The sequence below is a fragment of the Shewanella sp. 492 genome (assembly GCF_059338445.1).
In genome coordinates, this window is sequence record NZ_CM181702.1 from 3,543,521 (window position 1) to 3,559,294 (window position 15,774).

Sequence of the window (15,774 nt, forward strand, 5' to 3'; positions counted from 1 at the left end):
CTTACCCGAGTAAACCCTCCTTATACCTAGACCAGTCAAAACTCGCACCAGGGTCGGTTTTACGCCCAGGCGCGATATCACAGTGTCCTACTATTCGCTCGCCATTGAGCATAGGGTAGGCCGCAAACAAGGCTAAGGTTAATTGTTGTAATGTTGCATATTGGGCATCGGTGTAAGCAATATCATCTGTACCCTCTAACTCAATCCCAATGGCAAAATCATTACACCCTTCACGCCCCTGATAACACGACACCCCTGCATGCCAAGCTCTGTCATCACAGCTGACATACTGCACTAATTCCCCATCGCGGCGAATTAAAAAATGGGCCGATACGGTTAATTGGGCCAACTCACAAAAACTGTCGTCGGCGCTCACATCAATACAGCCCTGAAACAGCTGATCAATATAAGGCAAACCGAATTGTCCTGCCGGTAAGCTAATATTATGGATCACCAATAAACTCACCTCACCATGAGGGCGCAGGTTAAAGTGCGGCGATACACATCGCCTTGCGTGGCTAACCCAGCCATCGCCTTGCATTGTTAGTTTACTCATCTTGCCTCGAATGGGGCTAGTTTGCCTCTCACGACTTTTATCTAAGTTGGCTACCGGCTTATGTCGCCATCGCGCATGCTAAACCAAGCTTAAGCCTAATCTATTAACCCAGCTCTATTAACCACAGGGCTGTATTAACCAAGACCTCTATTAACTTAGGGCTATTCACTAAGGACTATTAATTCAGAGCTATTAACACAGAGCTATAAGCGCCGATTAACCGCGCTCAACATAGCAAAAATAAACGCGAAATTCACTTTACCTGCATTTGCCTCACCTCGCTAGTTAAGCCGTCAGCGGTGCGCGGTAAACCCAGTATTAATCACCTCCAGCGCTCCCGTTACCCTGCGCCCGCCGCTAACGAGTCAGTTATTAGCATGATTCTTGATGACAAATCGCTCTTTTAGCGGCCATAAGCACTAAAATTCAATCTACAATTTACACTGCTTTTTCAGATTCGGATTTGATATCATCGAGATACACAACAAGAGTGCTAGCAACGACTATACGAGTAACGAGTACGAGCCACAGGCATAACACCGCTAGGCATTGACGCCACCAGAATGATTCATCAACGGCACAAATGAGCCTAGGCCGACAACCGTCACCCAAGACTGCTGCTCACAGAGGACAGAAACATGTTGGAAAATGATATAAGACTCGCGGTTAAAATCGCCCTCGAAGAAGATTTAGGCTACCAAGCGGACAGTAATTTGAGTGCCCAAGAGAAGCTAAGCGCCGACATTACCGCCCAACTGATCCCCAGCGATCGCTACGCACAGGCAACACTGATCACCCGTGAAGAGGGGGTATTTTGCGGTAAGGCGTGGGCAGAACAGGTCTTTAATCAGCTCGGTAGCGAAGTCGCCCTGCATTGGCATGTCGATGACGGCGATCTACTCGTGCCCAATCAAGTATTGTGTGAACTCTCCGGTCCGGCGCGCGCCATCTTAACCGGTGAGCGCACCGCCATGAACTTTATCCAAACCTTATCGGGCGTGGCCACCCTAACGAAACATTATGTCGATAGGATCGCTGGCACTCACTGTAAACTGCTCGATACCCGCAAAACTATCCCCGGGCTGCGCACCGCGCAAAAATACGCGGTCACCTGTGGTGGCGGACAAAATCATCGTATCGGCTTATACGATGCCTTTTTAATCAAAGAAAATCACATCATGGCCTGTGGCTCAATTGCCAACGCCATCAGCGCCGCCCGCCAACTGGCCAGCGATAAACTGGTCGAAGTTGAGGTCGAAAGCCTCGACGAGTTAACCCAAGCCTTAGACGCCCAAAGCGATATCGTGATGCTAGATAATTTCGACGTCACCATGATGTTACAGGCGGTAGAGCTTAATAACCGCTACCCCGAGGCCCAGCGCGCTAAGCTTGAGGTATCGGGTAACGTCACCTTAGACACCATCGGCGACTTTGCCAGCACAGGTGTCGATTACATCTCTGTCGGGGCGCTCACCAAACACCTCAAAGCACTGGATCTCTCCTTAAGATTAAAAGAGTAGTCCCCTTGCCTCGCTCCTAGGCCAAAAACCTAGGAGCGCTTAAAGCTAAAATCGAGTAGCAAGCAGCTCAAGCCTAGCCCCTACCCCCTAGCCTTAGTACCGTCTAACCCCTAGCCCCTAGCCTTAGTACCGTCTTCCCCTTAGCACCAGTGTACGACTTACGACTGACAACAATTTGACTCACCTTTGCATTTACGCAACAGACCCGCTCATTTAAGCAACACCATTTTTTTGACGTATCTGGCCTAAGTGTCATTTCTTTAGTTAACGACAAAAAAATGTTAGAACTATTTTGACAAAACCATCTCCCTATTAGACAAATTTATCGCTAAATTAGTACTTTGTTGTCATAGGGAGTTCCATTTAGATTAACTTTGTAATAACGTTGACAGCAGGCGAGATGGCCATTTCGGCCAGCTCACCGCCAAGCTAGACTAATTACTCAGTCGAAAGTCGTAATTCGGCTAAGATAACGGCTAGCGGCAGTGGTGTAGTTTGCCGAAACGACATACGATACACCCATGCAGTACAACTTATTAACATGCTAACTTTCACAAGGTGAACGCTGCAACACAGCAGTGATCCCTCAAGTGAACGGCAGTTAATTAGGTGCGCTAGCTACCAACTAGTTATAAATAGTTATAAATAGCTATAAATAGTAAACAATAAGATAAAATTATCGTCCGACGGAGAGCGTAACAATGAAAGGTATCCAATTGAACAAACAAATGAGCAATGCCAAGGGTTTCACCCTAATCGAATTGATGATCGTAGTCGCGATCATCGGTATTCTAGCCGCAGTTGCACTTCCAGCTTACCGCGATTACGTAGCAGCTTCCCATGGTGGTGCTGCAATGAAAGGCGTAAGTGCTTTCACTTCTAAAGCTGTCGCTTGTGTTCAATCAGGTGTAGGCTGTGATTCTATTGCAACTGATGCGACAAATGTTGCTGAACTTTCAGTGGGTGGAGCTTTTGACGAAGCATCAGGAAATACATTAGCCTATACTGATGGTACATGTATTATCACTGCAACAGTAACAGACGAAGGTACTGTCTCATATGTTGCAACCGTTGATTCTGCAGGAGCGGGCTCAACAACAGCCACTCAATGTGCTGATGGCGCAGGCAAAAATGTTACCGCGGGTAGCTAATTGAATAAATACAGAGATAGGCTTAAGAGTCTATCTCTGTATGCTACCTTTTAAGGAACACAACTCATAATATGCCTACTTCAGGACTGCATTTAGGATTATCAACATTATTTATACGTAAGAATCTACTCAATGAAGAGCAGATAACAATAGCCGTTGCTAAATCTCGCCAAGCGAAACAATCTTTGGTATCTTCAATTATCGCAGATAAGCTGATCTCCGCCCGTGAGATTGCCGAGCTCTGTTATGAAGAGTATGGCACGCCGCTACTGGACCTGAATGAATTTGACCTGAGCAGCATCCCCGAAGACTTTCTCAATCGTAAACTCATAGAGAAACACCGCTGCCTGCCGCTGTTTAAACGCGGTAACCGCCTCTATATTGGTACCTCAGATCCCACCAATATTGCCGCCCTTGAGGATTTTCAATTTAGCGCCGGCCTGCACGCCGAAGCCATTTTAGTTGAAGATGACAAACTCACCAAAGCGCTAGAAAAGGTGCTCGAAGAGGATATCTCGGCGCTGGATTTAGACGGCATAGATGCCGACTCACTCTCGGGTATCGAAATTACCGATACCTACAAGCGAAATGATGAGCCGACAGGGGATTCCAGTGACGATGCGCCCATTGTTATCTATATCAATAAAATTTTGACCGATGCCATCCGCAAAGGGGCGTCGGACTTACACTTTGAGCCTTACGAGAAGCGCTACCGCATCCGCTTTCGCGTCGATGGCATATTGCATCAAGTCTCCGAGCCGCCGGTGAATCTCTCGGGGCGTATCTCGGCCCGCCTCAAGGTGATGTCAAAGCTTGATATTGCCGAGCGCCGCGTGCCACAAGATGGCCGCATCAAGATGAAGCTGTCGCGCACTAAATCTATCGATTTTCGGGTTAGCACCCTGCCCACCATCTGGGGCGAAAAAATCGTAATGCGTATCTTAGACTCATCCTCGGCGCAGCTCGGCATCGAAAAGCTCGGCTATGAAGACGATCAGCGCGAGCTGTATGAGCAGATGCTGGCCAAACCCCAAGGGATGATCTTAGTCACCGGCCCTACAGGCTCGGGTAAAACCGTCTCTCTCTATACCGGGCTGAATATTCTCAACACCGAAGAGCGCAATATCTCCACCGCCGAAGATCCGGTCGAAATAAACTTAGAGGGCGTTAATCAGGTTCACATTAACTTAAAAGCAGGCCTCACCTTCGCCTCGGCGCTACGCTCATTTTTACGCCAAGACCCCGACGTGGTGATGGTGGGGGAAATTCGCGATCTCGAAACCGCAGAAATCGCCATCAAGGCGGCGCAAACCGGCCACTTAGTGCTCTCGACCCTGCACACTAACTCGGCGGCCGAAACCTTAACCCGTTTGATCAATATGGGCGTGCCCGGCTATAACATTGCCAGCTCGGTCAACTTGATTATTGCCCAGCGCCTTGCCAGACGCCTATGCACCGAGTGCCGCGAGCCAGAAGAGGTGCCAGAAGATGAGCTGTTAAGGCTCGGCTTTACCCAGATGCAAATCGATGAGGGCTTTACCGTGTATAAGCCTGTGGGCTGCGACCTTTGCTCAGGTGGCTATAAAGGCCGCGTCGGTATTTATGAGGTGATGAAGATGTCAGATGAAATAGCCCGCACCATCATGGAAGGCGGTAATTCGCTGCAAATTGCCAGCCAAGCCAAGGAGCAAGGCATGCGTGACCTGCGCGGTTCTGGCCTGCGTAAAGTGATTGCCGGCGTCACCAGCATTGCCGAAATTAACCGTGTGACCAGCTTCTAGTGCCTATTCTCTAGCGCCTAGAAACTTAATCTAACAAGGATAACCCATGGCCAGCCCATCACTTGCCAAAGCAAAAACTTCATCAAAAAGCAAAAAGAGCAAAACGGCTAAGGCGCAGCCCAAGGTCGTCACCTTCGAGTGGAAAGGCACCAATCGCGATGGCAAAAAAACCGGCGGCGAGCTGCGCGGCACCTCGGCTGCCGAAATTAAAGCCCAGCTAAAGTCCCAAGGGGTGAACCCTAAAGTCGTTAAGAAAAAAGCCGAATCGCTTTTTAAAAGCGACCCTAAGATCACCGCCATGGATATCGCCATGATGACCCGCCAGATTGCCACCATGTTGGCCGCCGGCGTGCCCATTGTGACCACCCTAGAGATGCTCGGCCGCGGCCATGAAAAACCTAAGATGCGTGAACTGCTCGCCACCATAGTCGGCGATGTGCAGTCGGGTATCCCGCTGTCGGACTCACTGAGACCCCACCGCAAATATTTCGACGACCTGTATGTCGACCTTGTGGCCGCCGGTGAGCACTCAGGCTCCCTCGATGCGGTGTTTGACAGAATCGCCACTTACCGCGAAAAAGCCGAGGCGCTAAAATCTAAAATCAAAAAAGCCATGTTTTATCCGGCTGCCGTAGTGATAGTGGCGATTGGTGTTACCGCCTTACTATTACTTTTTGTAGTGCCACAATTTGAAGAGATCTTTAATGGTTTTGGCGCCGAGCTGCCTTCTTTTACTCAGATGATTATTGGCCTATCTCGTTGGCTGCAGACTTCTTGGTACTTTTTTGTTATAGGTATAGTCATATCTGTAATAGCCTTTAAAAGAGCACACCTGACATCACAAAACTTTCGTAATCGCGTCGACCAAGTAATTTTAAAAACACCTGCCATAGGCAATATTTTGCATAAAGCGGCCATGGCGCGTTTTGCCAGAACCTTAGCCACCACCTTCGCCGCCGGCGTGCCATTGATCGATGGCTTAGAGTCGGCCGCCGGCGCATCGGGCAACTATGTCTATCGCAAGGCCCTGCTGAATGTGCGCCAAGAGGTGATGTCAGGCATGCAGATGAACGTTGCCATGCGCACTACCGGCCTATTTCCCGATATGCTGACCCAGATGGTGATGATTGGTGAAGAGTCTGGCGGCCTCGATGAGATGCTTAATAAGGTGGCTAATATCTACGAGATGCAGGTAGATGATGCCGTCGATGGCTTATCTAGCCTTATCGAGCCCGTTATGATGGTAGTGATCGGAACACTTGTTGGTGGCTTGATTGTCGGCATGTATTTGCCCATCTTCCAACTGGGTAATGTGGTTGGCTGATATCATTGACTAAATCATAGGCTGACGACTGAGCATCATAGATGCCATTGGTCGTAACCGTTTAATAGCAAGCAGAAATAGCAAGTAGATAAGTATAATAATGACTCAATTTATCGATTTAATGGCGCAGCACCCTTGGCTGTTTGCCGCCCTCAGTTTTGTCTTTGCCGCCAATATTGGCAGCTTTCTCAATGTGGTGATCCACCGTTTACCGGTGATGATGAAACGTGAGTGGCAGCAGGAATGCAACCACTACCTCAAGGAATACCATCAGCCCTTAATTGCCCCCATCACCGACAAACTCGATGCACCTATCGATGCCTTTCCGGCCAAATACAATTTGATTGTCCCTGGCTCATCTTGCCCTAAGTGCAATGCCGCCATCAAACCTTGGCATAATCTTCCCATAGTAGGTTGGTTAATGCTTAAAGGTCGCTGCGCCAGCTGCAGCATGCCAATTTCGGCCCGCTACCCGATAATTGAAGCGATAACCGGCCTTGCCGTGGCGTATTTAGCCCTGCACTTTGGTCCCACTTGGCAATTTGCCTTGGCAACATTGCTTACCTTCGCCCTGTTGGCATTGACCTTTATCGATCTCGACGAAATGCTACTGCCCGATCAAATCACCTTACCGCTACTCTGGTTAGGTTTACTCATTAACCTCAACGGTACCTTTGCCACTAGCACCGATGCCCTTATTGGCGCCGCGGCGGGTTACATGAGCCTATGGAGCGTCTTTTGGGGCTTTAAATTACTCACAGGCAAGGAAGGCATGGGCTACGGCGATTTTAAGCTGCTAGCCGTTTTTGGTGCCTGGTTAGGTTGGCAGATGCTGCCCTTGATCATATTGTTATCATCGGTAGTCGGTGCTTTAGTGGGCATAGCGATGATCGTCAATAAGAAAATTAACTCGGGTAACCCTATTCCGTTTGGCCCTTATATCGCTATTGCAGGTTGGATTGCCATGCTGTGGGGCGAACAAATAGTCAGCGCCTACTTGGCCACCCTTTAATCACGTACCTTTGTCTTTTACACTTCGTTGAGGGTTTACAGCCATGGCTAATTTTGTTGTCGGATTAACAGGTGGAATAGGCAGTGGCAAGACGACCGTGGCTAACCTGTTTGCCGAGCTAGGTGTCACCTTGGTTGATGCCGATATTGTCAGCCGAGACGTGGTCGCCAAAGGCAGTGAAGGATTAACTAAAATTGTCGAACACTTTGGCGAAACCATCTTACTCGATAATGGCGAACTTAACCGAGCAGCATTAAGACAACGTATTTTTAGTAACGCTGCCGAACGTGAATGGCTTAACGCACTGTTACACCCGCGAATTAGAGCAGAAATGCTAGCCCAATTAAAAAAAGCCAATTCACCCTACGCTATTTTAGTTGTGCCCTTGCTATTTGAGAACGGTTTAGATAGCTTAGTCAATTGCACCTTAGTGGTTGATATTTCGCCGGAACTACAAACCAAGCGAACCGTCGAGCGCGATGCAGTGAGTGCAGAGCAAGTGCAAAATATAATAAACAGTCAGGCCAGTAGAGCCGAAAAACTGTCAAAAGCTGATGATGTCATCGACAATCATGGAACGATATCAGCATTAAAAGGCAAGGTAGCTGTATTACATAATAAATACCTAACACTAGCCGGCCACACTTGATAATGTCATGAATGAATTGATCTATGAACAGCCACTCAACGAGAAGACTCGCAGCTATTTGCGACTCGAATTTCTTGCCAATCAGCTGCAAAGTAATCTAGATCAAGATCATCAACATCGATGTTTTTACCCATTGTTTTCCTTGTGTGCACTCACCGAGCGTTGTGACTATCGCGGTGAAATCATCAAAGATATCGATAAACAGCTGCAACATTTAAAACAGTGGCAAACGCAAAGCGATATAGATAAACAGCAGCTCACAGACTTTATCGACAAATTGCAAGATGCCAGAAAATGTTTAATCCACTGTCAGCGCCCTGGACAAGCACTCAAACAAGACCGCTTTTTATCCGCACTGAGGCAACGATTTGGTATGCCGGGTGCGTGTTGTAACTTTGACCTGCCCCAACTGCATTTTTGGTTAGCAAAACCCTTCGAAACCCGTCAGCAAGAATATCGAGCCTGGATAGCACACTTCGACTGCTTACTGACTCCAATTAAACTACTGCTTGAGTTAACCCGTAAAACCACCCATTACACCACCACCACCGCAGTCGCAGGATTTTATCAAGGCAGTAGCGACCAAGCCCTATCATTGATTAGAGTGAAACTGGACGCCTCGCAAGGGTGCTACCCCACCATTAGCGGTAATCGCAACCGTTACGCTATCCACTTCGTCGGGTTTGAGCAACAAAAACATTCAGACCAAACCATCGACTTTATGTTGGCAACCTGCCGCTAAACTGATTACCATTGGCCTAATGCTAATCGACTGAACAGGATCGATTGGTATATTCAACGAGCGTCAATGGGAGCCTTTATGCCAACTGTAGTAAACTGTCCAACCTGCAAAACCGAGGTAGAATGGACTGCCACATCTAAATTTAAACCCTTCTGCAGCGAACGCTGCAAGTTAATCGATCTAGGCGACTGGGCATCAGAGAAACATGCCATTCCGGTTAAACCAGAATTCGATGCCGACTCCTTAGATGCACTCGGGTATGATGAAGCAGATTTTTTCAAGGACAACTAACCAATGAAACGCGTACATGTCGCCGTAGGTGTTGTCATTAATGCCGCCAACCAAGTATTGCTGGCCAAACGCCCAGACCATCTACATCAGGGCGGAAAATGGGAGTTTCCCGGTGGTAAGGTTGAAAATAACGAAACCACCTCACAAGCACTAATCAGAGAGTTGCAGGAAGAGGTTAACATTACAGTTAGCGATACAACGCCTCTAATGACAATTGCTCACGATTATCCCGACAAACAAGTCCTACTCGACATTCATCTAGTAAAAGCCTTCTCAGGAGAGCCTCGCGGCCTTGAAGGCCAAGCAGTCACATGGGCAGAGTTCAATACATTAACAGAATATGACTTCCCCGCCGCTAATAGCCCTATCATAGAAAAACTTCTCTCTTTATAGTGCCATGTAGTCCAATATCTACAGATATTGGACTTTCTATGCCCTACGTGGATGTAGAGAATGCAGCAGCTATTCACTGCCTATCATATGAATTGCAGCATGCTTTGCACGCGCTACTTAGCGCCCATGTTCGAGTGGTCATTTCAATAGCGGTTAAACGAAAAAATCCCCAACACAAAATGCTGGGGATTTATCGTTACTGTTTTGTCTTCACTTTTCTACAAAGTGAAAACCAAAGTGGTGTCTGTTATGGCCAGCTACGCTAAAGCTTCGCGCTCATATGCACATCGCTTACGCGATATTCGCCCTACTATCACATGGGTTACACCTCACTACGTTCGAACTATTTACTTCCCCATGTTCGAGTGGTTATCTCCAGGCTAAAACGAAAAAAGCCCGTTGCATTAGCAACGGGCTTTATCGTATTAGGCGTCTGGAAATGACCTACTCTCACATGGGGAGACCCCACACTACCATCGGCGCGATTGCGTTTCACTTCTGAGTTCGGGATGGGATCAGGTGGTACCACAATGCTATGGTTTCCAGACAAATTTGGAAATTTAGAAAGCTGCTCTCAATTCTGTATTTCAAGAAGCAAGAGATATTAAAATTGGTCACACTAAATCAAGTGTCGGTATTCTTTCGCTAAGTATTCACTTAGTTAGAAACCCTTTTGGGTTGTATGGTTAAGCCTCACGGGTCATTAGTACAAGTTAGCTCAACGCCTCACAACGCTTACACACCTTGCCTATCAACGTAGTAGTCTCCTACGGCCCTTTAGAGGACTTAAAGTCCTAGGGATGACTCATCTTAGGGCTCGCTTCCCGCTTAGATGCTTTCAGCGGTTATCGATTCCGAACGTAGCTACCGGGCAATGCCATTGGCATGACAACCCGAACACCAGCGGTTCGTCCACTCCGGTCCTCTCGTACTAGGAGCAGCTCCCTTCAATCATCCAACGCCCACGGCAGATAGGGACCGAACTGTCTCACGACGTTCTGAACCCAGCTCGCGTACCACTTTAAATGGCGAACAGCCATACCCTTGGGACCGACTTCAGCCCCAGGATGTGATGAGCCGACATCGAGGTGCCAAACACCGCCGTCGATATGAACTCTTGGGCGGTATCAGCCTGTTATCCCCGGAGTACCTTTTATCCGTTGAGCGATGGCCCTTCCATTCAGAACCACCGGATCACTATGACCTGCTTTCGCACCTGCTCGACGTGTATGTCTCGCAGTTAAGCTGGCTTATGCCATTGCACTAACCGTACGATGTCCGACCGTACTTAGCCAACCTTCGTGCTCCTCCGTTACTCTTTGGGAGGAGACCGCCCCAGTCAAACTACCCACCAGGCACTGTCCTCAACCCCGATTCAGGGGCCAGAGTTAGAACATCAACACTACAAGGGTGGTATTTCAAGGTTGACTCCACAAGAACTGGCGTTCCTGCTTCAAAGTCTCCCACCTATCCTACACATGTAGGGTCAATGTTCAGTGCCAAGCTATAGTAAAGGTTCACGGGGTCTTTCCGTCTAGCCGCGGGTATACGGCATCTTCACCGCAATTTCAACTTCACTGAGTCTCGGCTGGAGACAGCGTGGCCATCATTACGCCATTCGTGCAGGTCGGAACTTACCCGACAAGGAATTTCGCTACCTTAGGACCGTTATAGTTACGGCCGCCGTTTACCGGGGCTTCGATCATGAGCTTCTCCGAAGATAACCCAATCAATTAACCTTCCGGCACCGGGCAGGCGTCACACCGTATACTTCCTCTTGCGAGTTTGCACAGTGCTGTGTTTTTGATAAACAGTTGCAGCCACCTGGTATCTGCGACTCCCGTCAGCTTAGAGAGCAAGTCTCATCACCAACAGGAGCGTACCTTCTCCCGAAGTTACGGTACCATTTTGCCTAGTTCCTTCAGCCGAGTTCTCTCAAGCGCCTTGGTATTCTCTACCCAACCACCTGTGTCGGTTTGGGGTACGATTCCTGCTAACCTGAAGCTTAGAAGATTTTCCTGGAAGCATGGCATCAACTACTTCAGTTCCGTAGAACCTCGTCGTCAACTCTCAGTGTATGTGCACCCGGATTTGCCTAAGTGCACCACCTACAGCCTTAAACGCGGACAACCAACGCCGCGCTAGCCTAGCCTTCTCCGTCTCTCCATCGCAGTTAGCAGAAGTACAGGAATATTAACCTGTTTCCCATCGACTACGCCTTTCGGCCTCGCCTTAGGGGTCGACTCACCCTGCCCTGATTAACATTGGACAGGAACCCTTGGTCTTTCGGCGAGGGGGTTTTTCACCCCCTTTATCGTTACTCATGTCAGCATTCGCACTTCTGATACCTCCAGCGTGGGTTACCCCTTCACCTTCAACGGCTTACAGAACGCTCCTCTACCGCACTAGCGCAAGCGCTAGTACCCATAGCTTCGGTGTATTGCTTAGCCCCGTTAAATCTTCCGCGCAGGCCGACTCGACTAGTGAGCTATTACGCTTTCTTTAAATGATGGCTGCTTCTAAGCCAACATCCTAGCTGTCTAAGCCTTCCCACATCGTTTCCCACTTAGCAATAACTTTGGGACCTTAGCTGATGGTCTGGGTTGTTTCCCTTTTCACGACGGACGTTAGCACCCGCCGTGTGTCTCCCGAGTAGTACTCATTGGTATTCGGAGTTTGCAAAGGGTTGGTAAGTCGGGATGACCCCCTAGCCTTAACAGTGCTCTACCCCCAATGGTATTCGCTCGAGGCGCTACCTAAATAGCTTTCGAGGAGAACCAGATATCTCCCGGTTTGATTGGCCTTTCACCCCCAGCCACAAGTCATCACCGCATTTTTCAACATACGTGTGTTCGGTCCTCCAGTTGATGTTACTCAACCTTCAACCTGCCCATGGCTAGATCACCGGGTTTCGGGTCTACACCTTGCAACTAAACGCGCAGTTAACACTCGGTTTCCCTACGGCTCCGCTATTCGCTTAACCTCGCTACAAAATGTAAGTCGCTGACCCATTATACAAAAGGTACGCAGTCACGGTCTCAAGAACCGCTCCCACTGCTTGTACGTATACGGTTTCAGGTTCTATTTCACTCCCCTCACAGGGGTTCTTTTCGCCTTTCCCTCACGGTACTGGTTCACTATCGGTCAGTCAGGAGTATTTAGCCTTGGAGGATGGTCCCCCCATGTTCAGACAAGATGTCACGTGTCCCGTCCTACTCGTTTTCACGTAAAGTTAGTTTTCATGTACGGGGCTATCACCCTGTGCCGCTGTGCTTTCCAACACATTCCACTAACACCCTCTACGCTTAAGGGCTAATCCCCGTTCGCTCGCCGCTACTAGGGGAATCTCGGTTGATTTCTTTTCCTCCGGGTACTTAGATGTTTCAGTTCCCCGGGTTCGCCTCACAACACTATGTATTCATGTTGTGATACATGCTTATGCATGTGGGTTTCCCCATTCGGACATCGTTAGCTCAAATGCTTGTTACTAGCTCGCCAACGCTTTTCGCAAGTTACTACGTCCTTCATCGCCTCTGACTGCCAAGGCATCCACCGTATACGCTTAGTCACTTAACCATACAACCCAAATGAGTTTCACAAGGAAACAAACTTTATCAAGCGGGTAAGCTTGATGTTGTATCGCAACTAATGGTGTTTACTTTCGCCAAAAGAATACTCATGAATCATCATTACAATGACTCGGCACTTGATTTAAGTGTTTGAGAACTCAATTTTAATTTTCGCGTCAATGCTACAAACAATCACGTACAAGTACGTCACTATCCCTTTCACATTAACACTATCAGCTTTCCAAATTTTTAAAGAACAAGCATCGCCGTTAAGACGTGCCACCTGCTCTAACAAGAACAAGTTATCTGTGTGAACACTCAACAAACATTAAGTTAGTCGTATAGGTAAGGAGGTGATCCAGCCCCAGGTTCCCCTAGGGCTACCTTGTTACGACTTCACCCCAGTCATGAACCACACCGTGGTAAACGCCCTCCCCGAAAGGTTAAGCTATCTACTTCTGGTGCAGCCCACTCCCATGGTGTGACGGGCGGTGTGTACAAGGCCCGGGAACGTATTCACCGTGGCATTCTGATCCACGATTACTAGCGATTCCGACTTCATGGAGTCGAGTTGCAGACTCCAATCCGGACTACGACAAGCTTTGTGAGATTAGCTCCACCTCGCGGCTTTGCAACCCTCTGTACTTGCCATTGTAGCACGTGTGTAGCCCTACTCGTAAGGGCCATGATGACTTGACGTCGTCCCCACCTTCCTCCGGTTTATCACCGGCAGTCTCCCTAAAGTTCCCACCATTACGTGCTGGCAAATAAGGATAAGGGTTGCGCTCGTTGCGGGACTTAACCCAACATTTCACAACACGAGCTGACGACAGCCATGCAGCACCTGTCTCAGAGTTCCCGAAGGCACTAAGCTATCTCTAGCGAATTCTCTGGATGTCAAGAGTAGGTAAGGTTCTTCGCGTTGCATCGAATTAAACCACATGCTCCACCGCTTGTGCGGGCCCCCGTCAATTCATTTGAGTTTTAACCTTGCGGCCGTACTCCCCAGGCGGTCTACTTAATGCGTTAGCTTGGGAACCCAGTGTTCAAGACACCAAATTCCGAGTAGACATCGTTTACGGCGTGGACTACCAGGGTATCTAATCCTGTTTGCTCCCCACGCTTTCGTACCTGAGCGTCAGTCTTTGTCCAGGGGGCCGCCTTCGCCACCGGTATTCCTTCAGATCTCTACGCATTTCACCGCTACACCTGAAATTCTACCCCCCTCTACAAGACTCTAGTCTGCCAGTTCGAAATGCAATTCCCAGGTTGAGCCCGGGGCTTTCACATCTCGCTTAACAAACCGCCTGCGTACGCTTTACGCCCAGTAATTCCGATTAACGCTTGGACCCCTCGTATTACCGCGGCTGCTGGCACGAAGTTAGCCGGTCCTTCTTCTGCGAGTAACGTCACACCTAAACGCTATTAACGTTTAAGCTTTCCTCCTCGCTGAAAGTGCTTTACAACCCGAAGGCCTTCTTCACACACGCGGCATGGCTGCATCAGGCTTGCGCCCATTGTGCAATATTCCCCACTGCTGCCTCCCGTAGGAGTCTGGGCCGTGTCTCAGTCCCAGTGTGGCTGATCATCCTCTCAGAACAGCTAGGGATCGTCGCCTTGGTGAGCCATTACCTCACCAACTAGCTAATCCCACCTAGGTACATCCAATCGCAGAAGGCCCGAAGGTCCCCTCTTTTCCCCCGTAGGGCGTATGCGGTATTAGCAGTCGTTTCCAACTGTTATCCCCCTCGACTGGGCAGTTCCCTAGGCATTACTCACCCGTCCGCCGCTCGTCAGCAAAGAAAGCAAGCTTTCTTCCTGTTACCGCTCGACTTGCATGTGTTAGGCCTGCCGCCAGCGTTCAATCTGAGCCATGATCAAACTCTTCAATTAAAGTTTTGTTGAAACCCTAAGGTTTCGGCTCAATGAATTCTGATTCCGTTTCAAAGACTCGTAAGAATCTTAAAAACGTCTGTACATATTGCTATGAACACTCATCGTTACATTGATTTAATTCTTTGATTGCCAACCCGAAGGTTAGGCAATTTCGATTAACTCAACACCTGTGAGTGTCCACACAGATTTCTTGTTTCATCTTGTTAAAGAGCGTTGCTAGCATGAGAGAATCAATCTTTCATTTAGCCGCCGTTGACGCTAGGTCGTTGGCTTAGGGATGCGTATTTTACACTTCCCGTTGTTGGCGTCAAGTGCTTATTTTAAGAAGTTTTCCAAGCGATGTTTTCTTGAACAGAAGTCATCAACCGAAGCCCTTAAAAGCGCTTATCACCTGAGTTAATCTCCGAAGAGTTCAACTCGTTAACACCGCTGCAAGTCCCGTACTACCTAGGTAGTTGGCCTGCTGTGCCGTGTCAGTGGATGCGCATTATAGGCAGTTCTCGGATGGGCGCAAGGGCTTTTTTCACTAAAAAAGCAATTAGTTTTTATACCTCACTTAAGCACATAGACCACACTGGTTATGCACAGACTTATCCACAAAATAACAACCTAACGCATAAACTAATCAAACTTATCACTGCTTCACGACGAAACTATCACAGCGAATAAGGTTCGCTTGGAACAACAAAATTACATAATTCCCCTATGGTCTAAACCTTTACGGGCTAACGAAGGTATTTAAAACAGCAGCAGCTTAAATATAGTTACTTATCGGTGCTGTACGAACATGTACAAAATAAAGTGAAGCCATAACATTCCTTTATAAATAATGCAGCAATGACACTTCGCTAATAGCACTTCACTTTAGGCAGATTTCACAAGCATCGCCC

10 protein-coding genes and 3 rRNA genes are annotated in these 15,774 nt (G+C 48.4%); 9 read left to right on the plus strand and 4 right to left on the minus strand.

Annotation, left to right across the window (positions count from 1 at the left end):
• Position 1: 1 nt before the first annotated feature.
• Positions 2–556 (minus strand): 1,6-anhydro-N-acetylmuramyl-L-alanine amidase AmpD, encoded by a 555-nt coding sequence (gene ampD, locus AC5YBX_RS15580; protein ID WP_494524000.1) that lies wholly within the window; start codon positions 554–556, stop codon positions 2–4.
• A gap of 638 nt (positions 557–1,194) precedes the next feature.
• Between ampD and nadC the strand changes: the two genes are divergently transcribed.
• From nadC to mutT, 9 genes are all read left to right on the plus strand, one after another.
• Complete coding sequence (gene nadC, locus AC5YBX_RS15585) at positions 1,195–2,076, plus strand: carboxylating nicotinate-nucleotide diphosphorylase (RefSeq protein ID WP_494524001.1); 882 nt, start codon at positions 1,195–1,197, stop codon at positions 2,074–2,076.
• A 701-nt stretch (positions 2,077–2,777) separates the two neighbouring features.
• Complete coding sequence (locus tag AC5YBX_RS15590; protein WP_494524002.1) at positions 2,778–3,227, plus strand: type IV pilin protein; 450 nt, start codon at positions 2,778–2,780, stop codon at positions 3,225–3,227.
• Positions 3,228–3,298: 71 nt separating this feature from the next.
• A complete protein-coding gene (gene pilB, locus AC5YBX_RS15595) occupies positions 3,299–5,008 on the plus strand; it encodes a type IV-A pilus assembly ATPase PilB (protein ID WP_494524003.1) in 1,710 nt (569 codons plus the stop codon).
• A 46-nt stretch (positions 5,009–5,054) separates the two neighbouring features.
• Entirely contained in the window at positions 5,055–6,332 is a 1,278-nt protein-coding gene (locus AC5YBX_RS15600; RefSeq protein ID WP_494524004.1) for a type II secretion system F family protein, read from the plus strand.
• 100 nt (positions 6,333–6,432) lie between these two features.
• Entirely contained in the window at positions 6,433–7,344 is a 912-nt protein-coding gene (locus AC5YBX_RS15605; RefSeq protein WP_494524005.1) for a prepilin peptidase, read from the plus strand.
• 43 nt (positions 7,345–7,387) lie between these two features.
• On the plus strand, positions 7,388–7,993 hold the full coding sequence (gene coaE / locus AC5YBX_RS15610) for a dephospho-CoA kinase (RefSeq protein ID WP_494520754.1): 606 nt from the start codon (positions 7,388–7,390) through the stop codon (positions 7,991–7,993).
• Positions 7,994–8,000: 7 nt separating this feature from the next.
• Positions 8,001–8,735: a cell division protein ZapD gene (zapD, locus tag AC5YBX_RS15615; protein WP_494524006.1), complete on the plus strand. Its 735-nt coding sequence runs from the start codon at positions 8,001–8,003 to the stop codon at positions 8,733–8,735.
• A 78-nt stretch (positions 8,736–8,813) separates the two neighbouring features.
• Positions 8,814–9,026 carry a DNA gyrase inhibitor YacG gene (yacG, locus tag AC5YBX_RS15620; protein WP_494520752.1) on the plus strand — a complete coding sequence of 71 codons (213 nt, stop codon included), beginning with the start codon at positions 8,814–8,816 and terminating at the stop codon, positions 9,024–9,026.
• 3 nt (positions 9,027–9,029) lie between these two features.
• On the plus strand, positions 9,030–9,419 hold the full coding sequence (gene mutT, locus AC5YBX_RS15625; protein WP_494524007.1) for an 8-oxo-dGTP diphosphatase MutT: 390 nt from the start codon (positions 9,030–9,032) through the stop codon (positions 9,417–9,419).
• Between the two features lie 431 nt (positions 9,420–9,850).
• Here mutT and rrf read toward each other — a convergent pair.
• The 3 genes from rrf to AC5YBX_RS15640 all read right to left on the minus strand — a co-directional run bounded on the left by rrf (position 9,851) and on the right by AC5YBX_RS15640 (position 14,881).
• Positions 9,851–9,966 (minus strand): 5S ribosomal RNA (rrf, locus tag AC5YBX_RS15630).
• Between the two features lie 135 nt (positions 9,967–10,101).
• Positions 10,102–12,995: ribosomal RNA gene (locus AC5YBX_RS15635) — 23S ribosomal RNA — on the minus strand.
• Positions 12,996–13,334: 339 nt separating this feature from the next.
• Positions 13,335–14,881 (minus strand): 16S ribosomal RNA (locus tag AC5YBX_RS15640).
• The 16S, 23S and 5S rRNA genes sit together here, the layout of an rRNA operon.
• Positions 14,882–15,774: the final 893 nt, after the last annotated feature.